This is a genomic window from Roseibium aggregatum, from assembly GCF_017309185.1.
Classification (GTDB): domain Bacteria; phylum Pseudomonadota; class Alphaproteobacteria; order Rhizobiales; family Stappiaceae; genus Roseibium; species Roseibium aggregatum_B.
This window is the reverse complement of record NZ_JAEKJZ010000001.1, coordinates 2,088,115-2,105,707: the sequence shown is the minus strand read 5'-3', so window position 1 is coordinate 2,105,707 and position 17,593 is coordinate 2,088,115. Positions and strand designations below refer to the sequence as shown.

The window sequence follows — 17,593 nt, the reverse complement described above, 5'->3', positions numbered from 1 at the left end:
TCTACCGTTCGCTGAGCGGATCGCCGATCGCTCTCGTGACGGGCTTCAGAAGATACTGGAGAACGGATTTGGAACCGGTGACGATCTTTGCATCCACGACCATGCCGGGAGAAATCGTCTCGGCCTGGCTTCCGTGGCCGATCCGGTTGGTGGTCAGCGGTATCGTCGCCTTGAAGAAATAATTGCCGTATTCGTCGCGGAAACTCGAGGCGGACAGCACCGAAACCTCCCCCGTGAGCGTACCCTGAATATTCGGATCGAAGGTGGTTATCGCAATCTCCGCCTGGTCGCCAACCTCGATATGGCCGATATCTCTCGGTGAGATCCGCACCTCGGCTACAAGATGGCTGTCGCTTGGAACAATCTCGGCAACTACTTCCCCCGGAGCGACGACACTTCCCGTCCCTTTCAAGTTGAGCGCCTTGATATGGCCGCTGACCGGCGACCGCACAAAAAGCCGTTCGAACCGGTCCCTTTGCTTTTCGGCCTCAAAGGTCAGCTCGTTGCGCTCCTGTACCACCCGGCTGCGCTCTTCGGCGAGTTCTTCCTCGGCAACGGCAATTGATCGTTCGAGGCCCGCCTTCGCCTCGGCCAACTGAGCTTCCGCCTGTCCCTGCATGCCCACCAGTTCACTCAACTGGCTCTGAGCGGTTTGCAGGGAAGATTTGGCATCGAGATAACGCCGTTTCGAGGAATAGCCCTGTTTCAGCAGGTTCTGCTGGATTTCATATTTTTCGTTTTCTATTTCGAGCTGTGTTTCCTGCAGGGACACACGCTCGACAAGGCTCGCCAGTTCGACCTCTTTTTCATTTATCCGTGCCTTGAGCGCCTGCTGTTCTTGCTCGAGTGCTTTTTGCTGCGCAGTCAGAGCCGCCTGCTGCGCTTCGCTGAAGCTCACACCGCCACTGAGGCGAAGTCCGGAGGGACCTGTCCCTGCCCCTCTCGTGGCCAGACGTTGTTCTTCGCCTGCCAAAAACCTCAGGCGGGTCTGAACCTTTTCGAGATCGCTGGAGGCTGCCGTCTCCTGAAGGCGCACCAGCGGAGCCCCCGCCTCGACAAGCTGTCCTTCCTGAACGAGAATTTCCGCGACGAGCCCGCCTTCGAGATGCCCGACGGTCTGAACCTTTCCCGCCGGAACGATTTCGCCTGTCGCCTTGGCGACTTCACGCACCTGACCGACCGCCGCCCATGCGAGAAAGACAACCGTGCCGACAGACAGGATGCGCAAGGCCTGACGGTAGGCAACCGGCGGTGGCCCCTCCTCAAGTTCGAGAGGCATATCCAGCGAGGTGTCGTCTGCAGCGGGTTTTCGAGTGAACATTATACGCGATCGATGATCTGGTTCTTTCCAGTCATCATTGGCGCATCAAAGTAAAGATCCACTGAATCGGCGCGCCATTTTGAAGAAATAAAACTTTTAGTACAGATAGTTACCTATGGCAGAACTACCGTAGGGGTTCCAGGGACTTCAGGCGTGCGGACACCGCCTCGGTGGTTCTTTCCATCGGACCGTCCCGATTCAAAAAGTGCCGACAGATATATTCGTCAGCGGCGCCCGACAATGCGCGATACAGCTCGCAAAACAGGGCCCGCGCGACGGTTCCCGGCCATTCCACGGGCAAAACGGATACCGGCAAGCGCGGATCCCTCAAACGAACGGCACGATACGCGTGAACGAGCGCCACCCGGTAAACCAAGGCCGGCGCCCCCGCAAGCTTCTTCGGAAACTGGGTTTTCAAAGGCTCGAACTGCCGGATGAATGCCGCGTAGTCGCGGCTGAGCGTTTCAAGATCGTAGGCGTCAAAGGCCAGCGCCTTTAGGGCCTCGCTTTCAGGTTCCAGCGGCGAGGCGCGGAATGCGGTTCCGCCGATTCGGCGGCCCGGACGGTCTGATCCCACGAAGACGTCGCCCCCCAGCGAAACGAAGCCCTGTCGCCTGAGATCCTCTTGTGCCTTCCATTCCGGACAATGGGCGATGATCCACTCGCTTTCACCGTCCTCTTCACCGTATAGGACTTCCGCTGCGTGCCTGTATTCGGTCCCCGCTTCCGGGGTCAGCGCATAGAAGCTTCGGCGTCCCTCTCTGTACCCGACGAGCTGCCCCTGGGAAACGAGACGCGAAACCGCCCGTCTTGCAAGGGACTCATTCACGGCAAACCCCGCGCAAAGACTGATCAGGTCGCCCATCCAGATGGAGCCACCTCTCGGCTCGACGACATCGCCGTAAATCGTCGCGATCAGATGCGTGGCTTTGGGCGGGTTGGGAGAGACAAAGCGGTCTATGGTCAGTTCGATGCTGGGAGGCATGAAGCAATCGATCCGTCGAAGTTTTTTCAACCATAGCCGCGCCCAGGGACCAAGCCAATATCGAAGCGCTTAACAATTCTGCCTAGAGTGAATCGCGCTACATCGGCTGCGCCATTCGATGACTGAATTCAAGGAACCCAAACCGAATGCGTCGGGGTGTTCCGGTGAAACGCCAGACTTGCGCGTGAGGTAAAATTGGAGCCCCTCCGAGAATTGCCGCAAGTTCAGCAACGCACTTCAATTCCGGAAACCGAACCCGAAACATGAATCTACGCGGTGACCCATTCCAGATTCAAGGCCGTTGCGGGCATTCCTCCAAACGATATGAGTTTCAAAGACAGGCATCCTGGCGAAAATCGCCTTGCGTCATCGAAAGCTCATCGGTATTGAGTTATACGTTATTACGTTACACTCAACCGGAAGCCAGATACCATGACCTCCCGTTTCTCCGTCCCGGCATTGGCCGGGTCCCTGTGCCTGGTGTCCGCGGGCACGCCGGCACTGGCGGATGCCCTGACGGTGGTGACGACCATCAAACCGATCCATTCGATAGCCGCCGCGGTCATGAAAGGTGTCGGCGAGCCTCACATCCTGATTGACGGCGCAGCGTCCCCTCACGGTTTCGCGCTGAAGCCATCTCAGGCGACCCTGCTGCAAGGCGCGGACGTGGTCTTCTGGGTGGGGCCGGAGCTCTCTCTTTCTCTCGAAAAACCAATTCACTCCATGGCATCTAAAGCCGAAGTGATCGCCTTGATGGACGCCGACGGCATCGAGCAACTGGATATCCGGGAAGGCGCAAATTTCGACGCCCACGATCATGGGCACGCCGATGAGCACGGACACGAGCATGACGAAGACGCTCATGGCGATGATGACGGCGATGGCCATGAGCATGAGCATGAAGACCACGCGGATGAGCATGACGATCATGAAGAGCATGCCGACCACGCCGATCATGAAGAGCATGACCATGAGGAGGAGCATGCGTCAGAAGATCACCATGATCATGATCACGGTGAGGAAAAGGACGCTCATATCTGGTTAAATCCGCAAAACGGCATCGCGATCGCCGGCGCCATGGCCGAGACGCTGGCGAAGATCGATCCGGAGAATGCAGGCACCTACCAAGCCAACGCAGCCGCGTTTGCCAAGCGTATCCAGGACCAGGAAAAGCAGATCGCTGCTGAGTTGGAGCCGGTTTCCGGCAAGAAATTCGTCGTCTTTCATGACGCCTACCACCACTTCGAGCATCATTTCGATTTCGAAGCCAGTGGCGCGATCACCGTATCACCGGAAACGCTGGCCAGCGCTGACCGCATCGCCGAAATCCAGCATCGCATCGAAGAGCTTGATGTGACCTGCGTGTTTCAGGAACCGCAGTTCGAAGCGAAACTGGTCGATGTCGCTCTGGAAGGCAGTGGCGCGCGCAAGGGAACGCTCGATCCCTTGGGAACGCAGCTTGAAAACGGCCCGGATCTTTATCCGCAACTCCTCGAAAACCTGGCCAGGTCGCTGAGCGATTGCCTGTCGGGTCAGTCCTGAAATCTTCTGACAATCCAAAGAAAAACGCCGGACAAGTTTTGTCCGGCGTTTTGTCATCCAAGCCTGCTCAGGATTGTCTGGCTTTCGCCCTGGCTGTCTCGGTCTTTTCGATGGCCTTCAGGAGATAACGGTCCCGGTCGTAGACATCGGCATAATAGGCGATCTCTCCGTCAAGCTCCGGCCACGCCGTGAAGTAGGACACGTAGACGGGAATGTCTCCGGTCACCTGTTCCTGCTCGTTTTGTCCGCCAGCAATGCGCGACGAAACGTAGTCCTTCGACTTTCCAAGCACGGCCGCCGCCATTGCCTTGGGGTCCTGAAGGCGGATGCAGCCATGACTGAAGGCACGCATGTCCTTTTTGAACAGGTTCTTGGACGGCGTGTCGTGCATGTAGATGTGATGCTTGTTGGGGAAGAGGATCTTGACCTCGCCAAGCGCGTTCGAGCGGCCCGGATACTGCCGGACATTGATGGATTGCTGTTTTGCGGCAACCGCATACCAGTCCACAGATGCGGACGAAATCTGGCGCCCGCCCGGTGTCGTCACCTCGTATCCCGCACGGTCGAGATAGCTCGGATCCCGCGCCAGTTTCGGCAGCATCTCGTTGACGATGATGGAATAGGGTACGCCCCAGTACGGATTGTATTCGACAATCTCGATCGTGTCGTAGAAGAAATTCGTCTGGTTCGACTTCTTGCCGACCACAACGCGCATGGACAGCGGAACTTGACCCGGCGCGAAATGGGTGGCGGTGAAGGCCGCCTGGTTGATGAAGACCTTCCGCTCACCGAGTTCTTCGGGGATCCAGCGGCTGCGTTCCATCGCCAGTTCGACCTTCGCGATCTTGGCCGCATTGGTCTCTCCCACCATCGCCATGATCGTGTTTTTGCCGACAATTCCGTCCGGGGTCAGCTTGGCCTCCTTCTGGAAGGCCTTGACCAGATCGACGAGCTCCGGTGCGTAGAGGTCGGATCCATCGTAGGCCTCAAGGGTTTCCGCATGCGCCGTCTTCAGGTCGTCGGAGCCGTTCTTCACGATGGCCGCAACAATGTTTTTCAGTTCCGGGCTTGATTTTCCCGCTTTCAGAAAGGTTCCCGGAGCGATCACGATCTGATCGGCTTCCTCGTCCTCGGCCTTCAAACGCGCCAGTTCCGCGGTCAACTTCCGGAAATGGTCGTTCCGGGGCTGGTGGGCTTCCAGCAAGGACCCCGGGGCGTCGGAGGAAGCCAGCTCGGTGAGAGCGGCGATAAGATCAACAGTGTGCCGCGGAAGATCGTGGTATTGGGAAATGCGGTTGGGGTCGACCCGACCGCGCTCGGCATCCAGAGCATAGGTCAAGGCTGCAGCGCTCAGTTCCATCTCGAAGCGCATCCGCTCGCTGTCGCGTCCTGCCTCGTCGAGACCGGACGACTGCGGCAGTGCGACGAAATAATCTTCCGGGTTCAGCGCGAATTTCGCCGCCCCGGCCAAAGCCTTGCGCACATGGGCGGCCTTCGCCGTCGGCTTGCCGTCTTCGGTCCAGACAAAATCCGGATGCTCGCGGTAGTAGCCGATCAGGGCCTCGCCGACCTCGGGAAGTGCCACCAGGGACAAATCCTTCAGCGCAGGACGCGCTTTGTCGAAGGCGGTCAACACGACAGGCGTGCTGGGCGATGTATCGCTCTCAACCCGCTGAGCGTCTCCGGCTTCCGCGGTTTCATCCGACGGCGTCACTTCAGCGGTTTTCTTTTCCGACAAGGCGGCGAGCGAAACGCTTTTCCAGGCATCGGGCGAATAGTTGAGATACCGGGGAGCCGAGACTTTCGTCGTTGCGGCTTTCTTGCGCAGCTCTTCCTGGCGCAGCCGTTCCTGTTGCTGGCGCTGGTACTGCGGATTGAAGAGGCGCTGGAACAGACCTTGCGCGTCCGCCGTATCGACCTTCGAGACGGAAAAACCGGTCGCCAGAACCGTTGCCATGAGCGCGGCCTTCACGGTCTGCCCCGCAACGGACTTCGGCCGGGCCGTTCGAAGGCCTTCCCGGCCCTTGTCGTTCAACCGGCCTTGTTCCATCGTCTTCGCTTGCATCGATTTAACCTGCAATTCTATTAAAACGTTTTTTCGGCATCTCGTTCCGGCAAACCAGACCGTCTTGTTCCAACCTGGATAGGGCCCGGTTCCGTCTGCTCCGCAGACGTCAGATCGGCTCGCCGACCAATCCCGATGACGGCCCGAATCCGCGTCTACTCCGCGGAACTGGAATTCCATACTATATCAGGCCTGCTCATGTGGTTAAGAGCCGGTAGTCTTTACCCGTCTGAAAATCAAAACACTGTGACGAATTTGCCGCTCCGTCAGCTTGACCGGAGCGTCTTGCGTCTGGCCACATGGAACATGTTCATTCCGGAGGAAAAGCCGGGTTCAGGCCATACGCGCCACGCAGATCGCAGTGCCGGAAAAGCCGGACGAAACTGTTCAGGGACGACCGGCGTCGTTTTGCCGGCTTACCTGTGGAGGAGCGGGGCCTTGCCTCCGGCACCCGGGCTTCTGGAGCAAATCGCGTTTCACCCGAATCGCTTTCACGGTCTGGAACCGGCGCTTTCAACGCACCGAGACGATAAAAGATATGCCCGGTCGAACGCGACACGCTCCGGAAACGCCCGCAACGAAGCTGTGCGGCGCCGAAGCCTCGATCGCACCGCACTTCGCTCCAGATGTGTCTTAGAACGGAATTTCGTCATCCATGGGACCGGATCCGCTGCCGCCCGAACCACCGAATCCACCGCCGCTCGAGCCGCCGCCGTAGCTGCCACCCGAACCGCCGCTGAAACCGCCGCCCTGAGGTTCGTTGCCGTAGTCAGGCAAGCCACCCGGCTGGCCGCCGCCCTCGCCGCGTCCATCCAGCATGGTCAGGGTCGAATTGAAACCTTGCAGGACCACTTCCGTCGAATACCGGTCCTGACCGGACTGATCCTGCCATTTGCGTGTCTGGAGCTGGCCTTCGATGTAGACCTTCGAGCCCTTGCGCAGGTAATTTTCCGCGACCTTGCACAGGCCGTCGTTGAAGATGACCACCCGGTGCCATTCGGTTCTTTCCCGGCGCTCACCGGAGTTGCGGTCGCGCCAGGTTTCGGACGTTGCAATCCGCAGGTTTGCGATCGGCCGCCCATCCTGTGTCCGGCGGATTTCGGGATCGGCTCCGAGATTGCCGACCAAGATGACTTTGTTGACGCTGCCCGCCATGCTGCACTCCTGTTGGTTTTGCCACGATCCGCCGGCCTCAAGCGCATGCTGCGCTCGCTGGTTCGCCTGTTAGTCCGCGCCGTAAGCTTCGCTGCAAGAAATCAGAAGCCTCGCGGAAGGCCAACCATTTCCTCCGATATTTACGGCTCCGGCAACCATTTTCCACAACGCAGGACGACGCGGACAAGGCCCGGGAAACCCGCCGGAGACGACGAAAGCCGTCAGGCGCCGTTCAAACGCCTTCAAAAAGAGAGCCTGCCACATTTCGCCCCATCTTTGTTCCCCATGCGCCGCACAGCCCGTGTCAGGACAGATGTTCGGGTTTTCAGCGCCTCGGGACGCAAATGGCGTGAAATTGCTGACTCCGGCGCCTTGTATGTACTTGTTTTGTTCTTATCATTTTCGTAAGATCGTTTCAACCGCACAGCATGCATTTCAGACCGTTCCTTTCCGCAACGCAAAAGCTTCTCTGGAAGCCTTGCTTGAAACTGCTATATCGGGGGAATGGCAAGCCGGACGTGGTCCGGAGATGCGTGTTTGAACGTCCCAGCGGCAAAAGCCGCGCCAGAGGCAGGAAGAGTTTAGAATGACGAACCCCAAAGCTCCACAGCCGGAGGATTCCTGGAAGACGGATCCTACAAAGATGCTGAGCATTCGCGGAGCAAGGGAACATAATCTCAAGAACGTCGACCTCGATCTGCCCCGCGACCGGCTTATCGTGATGACCGGCCTGTCCGGCTCCGGCAAGTCCTCGCTGGCCTTCGACACCATCTATGCCGAAGGCCAGCGCAGATATGTGGAAAGCCTGTCTGCTTACGCGCGTCAGTTTCTGGAGATGATGCAGAAGCCGGATGTCGACCAGATTGACGGTCTGTCGCCCGCCATCTCCATCGAACAGAAGACCACGTCCCGCAACCCGCGCTCCACCGTCGGGACGGTCACCGAAATCTATGACTACATGCGCCTTTTGTTCGCGCGGGTCGGGGTCCCCTACTCGCCGGCAACCGGCCTGCCGATCGAAAGCCAGACAGTCAGCCAGATGGTCGACCGCCTCATGGACCTGGAAGATGGCGCGCGCCTCTATCTTCTTGCGCCGATGGTTCGCGGGCGCAAGGGCGAGTACCGCAAGGAACTCGCCGAGTTGATGAAAAAGGGTTTTCAGCGCGTCAAGATCGACGGCACGTTCCATGAAATCGCCGACGCCCCCGCCCTTGACAAGAAATTCAAACACGACATCGATGTCGTCGTGGACAGGATTGTCGTGCGCGATGATATCGCCGGCCGCCTAGCCGATTCCCTGGAAACGGCGCTCCAACTGGCCGACGGTATCGCGATTGCGGAATTCGCCGACAAGTCGGAAGAGAACGGCGATCCGCAAAGGATGATTTTTTCCGAGAAATTCGCCTGCCCTGTTTCCGGCTTCACGATTCCGGAGATCGAACCGCGACTTTTTTCCTTCAACAACCCGTTCGGCGCCTGCCCGACATGCGACGGGCTCGGTACAACGCTGGCCTTCGAGGAAGATCTCGTGGTCCCGGATCATTCGCTGTCGCTGCGCGAAGGCGCCGTGCTTCCCTGGGCGAAGACCGGGTCGACGTCCCCATACTACAACCAGACCCTGGAAGCGTTGTGCCGTCATTTCGACTTCTCCATGGCCACACCCTGGAAGGACCTTTCGGCAGAGGTCAGGGACGCCATCCTGCACGGAACGGGAAAGACCAAGATCGAGTTCGTCTATGACGACGGCGTGCGCAGCTACCGCACGGAAAAGACCTTCGAGGGTGTCATCGGCAATATCGAGCGGCGCTGGCGCGAAACCGAATCCACCTGGGTGCGCGAGGAACTGTCCAGGTTTCAGTCAGACCACGCCTGCCCCGCCTGTTCGGGCTACCGGCTCAAACCGGAGGCGCTGGCGGTCAAGATCGCTGGCAAGCATATCGGGGAAGTCACCGAATACTCGATCCGTCTGGCCGCGGACTGGTTCGAGCAATTGCCCGCAAAACTGAACTCCAAGCAGAGCGAAATCGCCGGCCGAATTCTCAAGGAGATCCGTGAACGGCTGAAATTCCTGAACGATGTCGGCCTTGAATACCTGACATTGTCGCGCTCCTCGGGAACGTTGTCAGGGGGAGAAAGCCAGCGCATCCGGCTCGCCTCGCAGATCGGCTCCGGCCTGACCGGCGTCTTGTATGTGCTTGACGAACCGTCGATCGGTCTTCACCAGCGCGATAACGCACGACTGCTCGAGACCTTGAAACATCTGAGGGATCTCGGAAACACGGTGATCGTCGTCGAGCACGACGAGGATGCGGTTCTGGCCGCTGACTACGTGGTCGACGTCGGTCCCGGCGCCGGCGTTCACGGCGGGCAGGTCGTCGCCAGGGGAACACCCGGCGAAATCATGGCCAATCCCAATTCGCTGACAGGAGAATACCTGTCGGGTACAAAGATGATTTCCCGCTCCGAAGGCCGCCGGAAGATCAACAAAAAAAGAAAAATCTCGGTGCACGGCGCGCGTGGCAACAACCTCAAGGACATCGACGTGGATGTCCCGCTCGGCACATTCACCTGTGTGACCGGCGTTTCCGGCGGTGGCAAATCGACCTTCCTGATCGACACGCTCTACAAGGCGGCCGCCCGGCGGCTGAACGGGGCCCGGGACAATCCCGCTCCGCACGACCGGATCGACGGACTGGAAGTGCTGGACAAGGTGATCGACATAGACCAGTCGCCGATCGGCCGGACCCCGCGCTCCAACCCGGCCACCTATACCGGTGCTTTCACTCCCATTCGGGAGTGGTTCGCGGGCATGCCGGAAGCCAAGGCGCGTGGGTATCAGCCGGGGCGCTTCTCCTTCAACGTCAAGGGCGGCCGCTGCGAGGCCTGCCAGGGCGACGGTGTCATCAAGATCGAGATGCACTTTCTGCCCGACGTGTATGTGACCTGCGACGTCTGCAAGGGGCGCCGCTACAATCGCGAGACATTGGAAGTCGAATTCAAGGGCAAGTCCATCGCGGACGTTCTGGACATGACCGTTGAAGAGGCGGCGGACTTCTTCTCCGCCGTTCCGGCTGTCCGGGACAAGATGGAGACCCTCGCACGCGTGGGTCTTGGATATATCAAGGTCGGCCAGCAGGCCACGACCTTGTCCGGGGGCGAAGCGCAGCGCGTGAAACTGGCCAAGGAACTCTCACGGCGGTCGACGGGCCGGACGCTCTACATTCTGGACGAACCAACCACCGGCCTGCATTTTCACGACGTGGCCAAATTGCTCGATGTTCTCCATGAACTGGTCGACCAGGGCAACACGGTGCTGGTGATCGAACACAATCTCGAAGTCATAAAAACCGCGGACTGGATCATCGATCTTGGTCCGGAGGGCGGCGACGGCGGCGGGAGCATTGTCGCGACCGGACGGCCTGAGGATGTCGCCGAAGTCGCGGAGAGCTATACCGGCCAATTCCTTCAAGAGCTTCTGCTACGACGGCCTAACCGGGCCTCGGACGCGGCAGAATAGCGCAGCCAAAGACTTGCCTTTGCCGATATGTGCACCGCACACCGATTCGTATGCGCTTGAATTTGCGCGTTTTTGGCGCTTTCATCGCTGAAATTCATATTGTGTTTGCTGCATTGCACCAAATGCATGTCTGACATGCACAGATGGCACTTCTTTTATTTTGTCGGGTGAAATATATCTGTTTTCAACAACGGCGGGGAACACACCGAGGTTCTTCGCTGACAAGGAAAAAAGAAAATGTTCGACACTGTGCGTCAAAGATACAGCAACTGGGTGAGCTACCGCCGTGCGGTTGACGAATTGTCCCGCCTGTCCACCCGTGAGCTATCGGATCTTGGGATCTGCCGCAGCGACATTAAGTTCGTTGCACGCCGTTCTAACAACGGCTGACATATAGAGATCGCGTCCGGAGGCATCCTCCTCCCAGCCGATGGGCGTGTGACACGCAGGGCATCCTCCTCCCAGCCCTGCCACGTCGAAACGACACCCGCCAGTACCTCCTCCCACTGGCGGGTGTTCGTTTGTCTGGCGTTTGAAATCTTCTCCAACAAAAGCTGCTGTGAGTTTCAAGGGGCGCCGTAAGCGTTCCTCGGACAAGATGAATGCGCGACGCGACAGGGCGGCATCCAGCCTTGTTATTTCGCACTTGCGAAATGAGTAAATTACGAGCTATGCATTAGAGGTGAAAAACGACGGATCTAAATTGTTTTAAACAGTTTTTTACCCTGCGTTTTTTGCATGGCTGCTTCGCGCTTTTGGCTCTACCTTGCAGTGCACAATTTTCGTATATTGCAAACATAAGAGAACGGGCCAGACGCCGATCCGCGGTGATGTGGCCATGAGATAGTGAAAGGCCTGAACCATGATCGACACCGTCGTTCGCAAATACAACAACTGGAAGCGTTTCCGTCAGACCTATGACGAACTGTCCAGCCTGAGCAATCGGGAACTCACGGACCTGGGCATCGCCCGTGCAGACATCGTTCGCTTCGCACGCATGACTGCAAAATAAATCAGTTTCGCGGCCTGAGAGCATCCTCCTCCCAGTTTTCGGGTCGCGTATTCTGTGGGTTATCCGCAGAAATCCAAGAGCGCCTGCCGGTACCTCCTCCCACCGGCGGGCGTTTTTTATTGCGCCTAGTATCGTTGCTTCGCAAAAACATTCGGTGTTATCAGGACGGACTGATTTTACCGCATCCGTCTCGCGACCTTACGTCGTTTGAGACTGCGGACCGACCCCAAGGGAAGATGATGAGCCCAATCCATGTCATCGGCGGCGGACTTGCCGGCTCCGAAGCCACCTGGCAGATCGCGCAAGCCGGTCTCGACGTCGTATTGCATGAAATGCGTCCCGTGCGCGAGACGGATGCCCACCGGACGGACGGACTCGCCGAGCTGGTCTGTTCCAACTCCTTCCGCTCCGACGATTCGGATCACAATGCGGTTGGGCTGATCCACCATGAGCTCCGCCAGCTCGGGTCGCTGGTCATGGCCTGCGCGGACCGTCATCAGGTGCCGGCGGGAAGCGCGCTTGCCGTCGACCGGGACGGATTTTCGGCGGCGGTTACGGCTGCCCTTTCAGAGCATCCGAAAGTCACGATCGAGCGGACTGAAGTCGCGGGCCTGCCGCCCGAGGACTGGCAGAAGGTGATTGTGGCGACCGGTCCCCTTACGTCACCTGCCCTGTCGCGGGCGATTCTTGAGAAAAGCGGTGAAGACGCATTGGCGTTTTTCGACGCCATCGCGCCCATTGTCCATTTCGACTCAGTTGACCTGTCGAAAGCCTGGTTCCAGTCCCGATATGACAAGGTCGGCCCCGGGGGCACGGGCAAGGACTATCTCAACTGTCCGATGAACAAGGACCAGTACGAGGCCTTCATCGATGCGCTTCTTGCCGGCGAAACCGCCGACTTCAAGGAATGGGAAGACAACACGCCCTATTTCGACGGATGCCTGCCGATCGAGGTTATGGCCGCGCGCGGTCGGGAAACCCTGCGCCACGGACCGATGAAGCCGATGGGTCTGACCAACGCGCACAACCCTGACGTCAAGGCTTATGCGGTGGTGCAGCTCCGTCAGGACAACGCGCTCGGTACGCTCTACAATATGGTCGGTTTCCAGACCAAACTGAAGTACGGGGCTCAGGCTGATATTTTCCGGATGATACCAGGGCTCGAGAACGCCCGGTTCGCCCGCCTCGGCGGCCTCCACCGTAACACCTTCCTGAATTCACCCAGGGTTCTCGATGCGACGCTGCGCCTGCAAGCCGATCCTCGGCTTCGCTTCGCCGGGCAGATTACCGGCTGCGAAGGCTATGTGGAGTCCGCGAGCGTCGGCTGCCTTGCCGGCCTCTTCACCGTGCTGGAAACACGCGGCCGGGAAATCGTAGCGCCGCCGGAGACAACGGCAATGGGAGCCCTTCTCGGCCATATTACCGGCGGCCACATAATGCGCGACGACGGTGCTGGAAATCCCGGTTCCTTTCAGCCCATGAACGTGAATTTCGGCCTGTTTCCACCGATTGAAGCTCCTTCAAGGGACGAAGACGGCAAGCGGCTGAAGGGCAAGGAAAAAGCCAGGGCTAAAAAACTGGCCATGACCAGACGGGCGAAGGCGGATTTCGCGGACTGGCAAGCGCAAATCGGCGTTGAGAGCATCGCTGCCGAGTAATCCCCTCCGTCAAATCCGCTGAAATACCTTGCCGGCCGCGCGCCACAGGATCCACTGACGGCGCAATTGCGACAGCTCGACAATCTGCTTCAGCGGATCGAAACCAGGGTTTTCCAGTCCTTTCAGATAAGGCTCGACCAAAGCAAGGGGCAAAAAAGCCGCCTCACACAGTTGCGGAACATCGCCCGCAGATTTCCGGATCCGATCCAGGTGATGACGCACATGGCCGCGCATTTCTTTCAGGACCGCGGCGAGTTCCGGCGACGTTTGCCCCTTGAAGACAGTCTCGGGATCGAGATTGTGCCGGGCCTGAAGGTCTTTGGGCAAATACATCTGCCGGCGGGACGCGTGCCAGGGCAGCGCCCTCATCAGTCCTGTCAGGCCATAGGCAACTCCCGCATGTCCGGCAACCGTCGCGGTTCCCGGGTCTTCGCCGTCGTTCAGCACGAGACACGCGAGCTGCACAAGCGCGGAGACCGTCTCCCCCGCATATCCCTCCAGATCGTGCAGGCTCGGCATCGGATCGTTGTAAAGATCGAAAACCCTGGCCTCTGTCATCGCGGCGAGCGCCCTGGTGGGAAGCTTGTAGCGTTCGATCGCCTGAAGAAGCGCGTTGGCAACGGGGTTGGAAGCGACCGCCCCATGTTCGGTGCCTTCCAGCAGATCGCGCCACCATTGCAGCCTGACTTCCCCCGGCAAAGGTTCGGATACCACCTCGCGCACGCGGGAAATCTCCGCATTGAAGGCGTAAAGCGCCATCAATGCCGGACGATGGGTCTCCGGCGCGAGCAGAGCGCTCAAGTAGCGGTCGCGGTCGAACCGGCGAACCACATCCGTGGCATGATCAAAATCGGTGGTCATTTACGCCCATATGGCCCGGACACAGGCTTCAGTCCACCGCGAGAAGCGCGGCGGCAACCGCCCGGTCCTCGGAAAGTAGCACGTTGTAGGTCCGAACGGCCGCACCTGTGGACATCGGATCCGCCAGAATGCCGGCCTCCCGGAACATCGCCTTCAGGTCTTCCGGCAGCGGCTTGAGCTCGACCCCGGTACCAACGAGAAGAACCTCGATATCCGCCTGCTCCTCGAATACCCGCTGAAACGCCTCTTCACCGAAGCCGGACGAGTCCGTGACATCCCAGCCGTAGATGCCACTCGGTACGCACAAGAGCGCGCCGCGATGGGACATATTCGCGAAACGAAAGCCTTGGTTGCCGTAGGCCTCGAGCGGCGCTCGTCCCGGGAAGTGCGCCTTCCGGATTTCCATCGTCAGGGCCCTTTATACGGTAGCCTTGGCGCCTGACCCTTTCTCGCCGTCGCCGTCCTTCTTCGACAACGCATCCGCCCTGAGATTGAACAGGATCAGGAATGGCGCGGCCAGGAAGATCGAGGAATATGTGCCGATCACGATGCCGAAGATCATTGCGAGCGTGAAGGACTGAATGACTTCACCGCCGAAGATATACAGCGCGATCAGGGCCAGGAGTGTCGTCACGGAGGTCATTGTCGTCCGCGACAGGGTCTCGTTGATCGAAAGGTCCAGAACCTCGGTCAGCGGCCGCTTCTTGTATTTTCGCAGGTTTTCCCTGATGCGGTCGTACACGACCACGGTATCGTTGAGCGAATAGCCGATGATGGTCAGAACCGCGGCGATGCTGGAAAGCGAGAAATCCAGCTGAAGCAGCACAAAGAGCCCGATCGTGATAACGACGTCGTTGGCCGTTGTCAGGATCGCCCCGACCGCGAACTGCCATTCGAAGCGGAACCAGATGTAGATCAGGATTGCCAGGAGAGACGCGGCCACGGCAATGGCGCCGGCTTGCGCCAGTTCTCCGGAAACGCGCGGGCCGACGACCTCAACGCGTCTGAAATCGACATTCTGGCCTTCGAAAATGGTTCTGATCCGCTGAGCGACGGATTGCTGGGCCAGTTCCCCGCCGGGCTGCTCCTCGACGCGAATGAGTATGTCGTCGGTCCCGCCGAACTCCTGAACCTGCACGTCGCCAAGATTGAGCGATGACAGGTCGGAACGGATCGCGGCGATGTCCGCCGGTCCGTCGGTCTTGATCTCGATGAGCGTGCCGCCCTTGAAGTCGATGCCGTAGTTCAGGCCGACCAGAAAAAAGGCGGCGAGCGAGGCGATGACCAGCAGAATGGACAGCGGAAAACTGATCTTCCGCAGCCACATGAACTTGATATGCGTGTTGTCCGGAACGAGTCTCAGCAACATTGAACAGTCTCCCGGATCAAATCGGCAGTTCGGACGGACGGCGGCGGCGTATCCACAGCGCCACCAGCAACCGGCTGAACGTGAAAGCGGAGAAAACGGTCGTGAAAATCCCGATCGCCAGCGTTACCGCGAAGCCGCGAACCGGCCCGGAGCCGAGCTGGAACAGGATGACGGCCGCGATCAGCGTCGTGATGTTGGCGTCCAGGATGGTCCCGAGCGCACGGCTGTAACCGGCATCGACCGCGGATATGACCGACCGGCCTGCCCGGGCCTCCTCCCGGATACGCTCGAAAATGAGCACGTTGGCGTCGACCGCCATACCGATGGTCAGCACGATGCCGGCGATGCCGGGCAGCGTCAGCGTGGCTTGAAGCACCGTCAAAGCGCCGAATATCAGGAAGACGTTCGCCATCAGTGCGATGTCGGCAATGACCCCGAAGCGTCCGTACGCGAGGACCATGAAGACGATGACGGCGACACCGGCAATGATAGAGGCCAGTTTGCCCGCCTCGATGGAGTCAGCGCCGAGACCCGGGCCGATGGAACGTTCTTCGATGACGGTCAGTTTCGCAGGCAATGCGCCTGCCCGTAACAGCACCGCCAGGTCGTTTGCGCCGTCGACCGTGAAATTGCCGGAGATCTGGCCGGAGCCTCCGGTGATCGGTTCGCGGATCACGGGTGCGGAAATCACCTCGTCGTCCAGCACGATGGCGAAGGGACGATTGACGTTCTGCTGCGTGATCTGGGCGAATTTCCGGGCACCGGACTGATTGAAGCGGAAGTTCACAACCGGTTCGTTGGTCCGCTGATCGAAACTGACCTGCGCATCGACGAGATCCTCACCCGATAACAGCGGCGATTCTTCCAGAAGATAGGGAAATGGAGGATCGTCCACAGACAGCAGGACGACAGTGCCCGCCGGCGGGCGGTTCTGAAGAGCCTGCTCGCCGGACATGGAGGTATCGACCATATGGAAGGTCAACTGCGCCGTCTGACCCACAAGGTCCTTGAGACGCTCCGGATCGCTTTCGCCCGGGGCCTCCACAAGAATGCGGCCGCTGCCCTGGCGCTGGATATTGGGTTCCGTCGTGCCGAGTTCGTCGACGCGGCGGCGAATGACTTCAATGGACTGCTGCACGATGGCAGCCATGCGGTCGTTGAGACCTTCTTCCGTGTAGCTGAAACGGATAAGCCCGTCTTCACTGACGCTGATCTCAAATTCGTTGACGGGCTGGCCGCCAAAAAGGTTGGAGACCAGCGGGTTGATCAGAGGCTGGAGACGCTCCTCCGCTTCGTCCAGCCGCGTGAGGTCGCGAATCCGCACCTGAGCCGTGTCGCCCTGAACACCCAGCCCGGTATAGCCGATGCGCGGATCCTCGCGCAGTGTGGTGCGGATGTCGCTCACCAGCGTCTTCATGCGCTTTTGAACGTAATCCTGTTCATCGACCTCATAAAGCAGATAAGCGCCGCCCTGCAGGTCGAGGCCGAGCACCATCTGGCTCTTCGGCAGGAAGTCCGGCCAGCTTCTCAGCTGTTCTTGTGAAAAGAAATTCGGCAGTGTCGTCAGGATGCCTGCGGCAACCACAAGCACGATCAGCGCAATTTTCCAGCGGGCGAAATAGAGCATGGTCTGGCCTTAAAAGCTGCCAGGCCGATTGACAACCGGCCCGGCGAATTCATCGAAACGGCGCGGCTAGGCCTTACGCGTTCTCTTTGGCTGGCTCGGTCTTGGAACGGACTTCCTGCACCATGGAGCGAACAACGCGCACCTTGACGCCTTCCGACAACTCCACCTGCAATTCGCCATCGTCAACCACCTTCGAAACCTTCCCGATCAGGCCGCCGGTGGTCACAATCGTGTCGCCGCGGCGCAGGTTTGCGACCATGTCCTGATGGGTCTTCATGCGCTGGCGCTGCGGGCGAATGATCAGGAAATACATGATGGCAAAGATGGCCACGAACGGAAGGATCTGAATCAGGAACCCAGATGTTCCGGCCGGTCCGGCCGCCTGTGCATATGCGGGGGTGATAAACATTAATCTCTCCTAAGGGGGCGCATTTGATGTCCGAAGGCCATGGGCCCCGGCCGGACAAAAACGCTCTCATTC

General features: G+C 59.2%; 14 protein-coding genes. 5 read left to right on the top strand and 9 right to left on the bottom strand.

The window, feature by feature from the left end; genetic code table 11:
- Position 1: 1 nt before the first annotated feature.
- Both JF539_RS09110 and JF539_RS09105 read right to left on the bottom strand, forming a co-directional pair.
- A complete protein-coding gene (locus tag JF539_RS09110) occupies positions 2–1,321 on the bottom strand; it encodes an HlyD family type I secretion periplasmic adaptor subunit (RefSeq protein ID WP_207139974.1) in 1,320 nt (439 codons plus the stop codon).
- A gap of 124 nt (positions 1,322–1,445) precedes the next feature.
- Positions 1,446–2,306, bottom strand: coding sequence for a PaaX family transcriptional regulator C-terminal domain-containing protein (locus tag JF539_RS09105; protein WP_207139973.1), 861 nt, complete (start codon positions 2,304–2,306; stop codon positions 1,446–1,448).
- 432 nt (positions 2,307–2,738) lie between these two features.
- On the opposite strand from JF539_RS09105, the gene JF539_RS09100 reads away from it, so the two are divergent.
- The gene (locus tag JF539_RS09100; protein WP_207139972.1) at positions 2,739–3,848 is read left to right on the top strand and encodes a zinc ABC transporter substrate-binding protein; all 1,110 of its coding nucleotides are present in this window, start codon (positions 2,739–2,741) and stop codon (positions 3,846–3,848) included.
- A 67-nt stretch (positions 3,849–3,915) separates the two neighbouring features.
- Here the strand turns inward: JF539_RS09100 and JF539_RS09095 are convergent, their stop codons facing one another.
- Both JF539_RS09095 and JF539_RS09090 read right to left on the bottom strand, forming a co-directional pair.
- Positions 3,916–5,913 carry a L,D-transpeptidase family protein gene (locus JF539_RS09095; RefSeq protein ID WP_209017063.1) on the bottom strand — a complete coding sequence of 666 codons (1,998 nt, stop codon included), beginning with the start codon at positions 5,911–5,913 and terminating at the stop codon, positions 3,916–3,918.
- A gap of 633 nt (positions 5,914–6,546) precedes the next feature.
- Positions 6,547–7,068, bottom strand: coding sequence for a single-stranded DNA-binding protein (locus tag JF539_RS09090; RefSeq protein WP_207139971.1), 522 nt, complete (start codon positions 7,066–7,068; stop codon positions 6,547–6,549).
- A gap of 586 nt (positions 7,069–7,654) precedes the next feature.
- On the opposite strand from JF539_RS09090, the gene uvrA reads away from it, so the two are divergent.
- From uvrA to trmFO, 4 genes are all read left to right on the top strand, one after another.
- A complete protein-coding gene (gene uvrA / locus JF539_RS09085) occupies positions 7,655–10,585 on the top strand; it encodes an excinuclease ABC subunit UvrA (RefSeq protein ID WP_207139970.1) in 2,931 nt (976 codons plus the stop codon).
- A 237-nt stretch (positions 10,586–10,822) separates the two neighbouring features.
- A complete protein-coding gene (locus tag JF539_RS09080) occupies positions 10,823–10,975 on the top strand; it encodes a DUF1127 domain-containing protein (protein ID WP_207139969.1) in 153 nt (50 codons plus the stop codon).
- Positions 10,976–11,447: 472 nt separating this feature from the next.
- Positions 11,448–11,597, top strand: a complete 150-nt coding sequence (locus tag JF539_RS09075; RefSeq protein WP_207139968.1) for a DUF1127 domain-containing protein — start codon at positions 11,448–11,450, stop codon at positions 11,595–11,597.
- 239 nt (positions 11,598–11,836) lie between these two features.
- A complete protein-coding gene (gene trmFO / locus JF539_RS09070; RefSeq protein ID WP_207139967.1) occupies positions 11,837–13,255 on the top strand; it encodes a methylenetetrahydrofolate--tRNA-(uracil(54)-C(5))-methyltransferase (FADH(2)-oxidizing) TrmFO in 1,419 nt (472 codons plus the stop codon).
- Positions 13,256–13,264: 9 nt separating this feature from the next.
- Here the strand turns inward: trmFO and JF539_RS09065 are convergent, their stop codons facing one another.
- The 5 genes from JF539_RS09065 to yajC form a co-directional block, all read right to left on the bottom strand.
- Positions 13,265–14,116, bottom strand: a complete 852-nt coding sequence (locus JF539_RS09065) for a phytoene/squalene synthase family protein (RefSeq protein WP_207139966.1) — start codon at positions 14,114–14,116, stop codon at positions 13,265–13,267.
- Between the two features lie 28 nt (positions 14,117–14,144).
- Positions 14,145–14,522 (bottom strand): Mth938-like domain-containing protein, encoded by a 378-nt coding sequence (locus JF539_RS09060; RefSeq protein ID WP_207139965.1) that lies wholly within the window; start codon positions 14,520–14,522, stop codon positions 14,145–14,147.
- Between the two features lie 12 nt (positions 14,523–14,534).
- Positions 14,535–15,485: a protein translocase subunit SecF gene (gene secF / locus JF539_RS27640; RefSeq protein ID WP_207139964.1), complete on the bottom strand. Its 951-nt coding sequence runs from the start codon at positions 15,483–15,485 to the stop codon at positions 14,535–14,537.
- Between the two features lie 16 nt (positions 15,486–15,501).
- Complete coding sequence (gene secD / locus JF539_RS27635) at positions 15,502–17,112, bottom strand: protein translocase subunit SecD (RefSeq protein ID WP_207139963.1); 1,611 nt, start codon at positions 17,110–17,112, stop codon at positions 15,502–15,504.
- 73 nt (positions 17,113–17,185) lie between these two features.
- Positions 17,186–17,521 carry a preprotein translocase subunit YajC gene (yajC, locus tag JF539_RS09045; RefSeq protein ID WP_207139962.1) on the bottom strand — a complete coding sequence of 112 codons (336 nt, stop codon included), beginning with the start codon at positions 17,519–17,521 and terminating at the stop codon, positions 17,186–17,188.
- Positions 17,522–17,593: the final 72 nt, after the last annotated feature.

Coding starts and splice junctions, on each gene's coding strand:
- uvrA (WP_207139970.1), top strand. CDS start 7,655: ATGACGAACCCCAAAGCTCCACAGCCGGAGGATTCCTGGAAGACGGAT.
- secF (WP_207139964.1), bottom strand. CDS start 15,485: ATGTTGCTGAGACTCGTTCCGGACAACACGCATATCAAGTTCATGTGG.
- trmFO (WP_207139967.1), top strand. CDS start 11,837: ATGAGCCCAATCCATGTCATCGGCGGCGGACTTGCCGGCTCCGAAGCC.
- secD (WP_207139963.1), bottom strand. CDS start 17,112: ATGCTCTATTTCGCCCGCTGGAAAATTGCGCTGATCGTGCTTGTGGTT.
- JF539_RS09100 (WP_207139972.1), top strand. CDS start 2,739: ATGACCTCCCGTTTCTCCGTCCCGGCATTGGCCGGGTCCCTGTGCCTG.
- JF539_RS09095 (WP_209017063.1), bottom strand. CDS start 5,913: ATGCAAGCGAAGACGATGGAACAAGGCCGGTTGAACGACAAGGGCCGG.
- JF539_RS09090 (WP_207139971.1), bottom strand. CDS start 7,068: ATGGCGGGCAGCGTCAACAAAGTCATCTTGGTCGGCAATCTCGGAGCC.
- JF539_RS09075 (WP_207139968.1), top strand. CDS start 11,448: ATGATCGACACCGTCGTTCGCAAATACAACAACTGGAAGCGTTTCCGT.
- JF539_RS09110 (WP_207139974.1), bottom strand. CDS start 1,321: ATGTTCACTCGAAAACCCGCTGCAGACGACACCTCGCTGGATATGCCT.
- JF539_RS09080 (WP_207139969.1), top strand. CDS start 10,823: ATGTTCGACACTGTGCGTCAAAGATACAGCAACTGGGTGAGCTACCGC.
- yajC (WP_207139962.1), bottom strand. CDS start 17,521: ATGTTTATCACCCCCGCATATGCACAGGCGGCCGGACCGGCCGGAACA.
- JF539_RS09065 (WP_207139966.1), bottom strand. CDS start 14,116: ATGACCACCGATTTTGATCATGCCACGGATGTGGTTCGCCGGTTCGAC.
- JF539_RS09060 (WP_207139965.1), bottom strand. CDS start 14,522: ATGGAAATCCGGAAGGCGCACTTCCCGGGACGAGCGCCGCTCGAGGCC.
- JF539_RS09105 (WP_207139973.1), bottom strand. CDS start 2,306: ATGCCTCCCAGCATCGAACTGACCATAGACCGCTTTGTCTCTCCCAAC.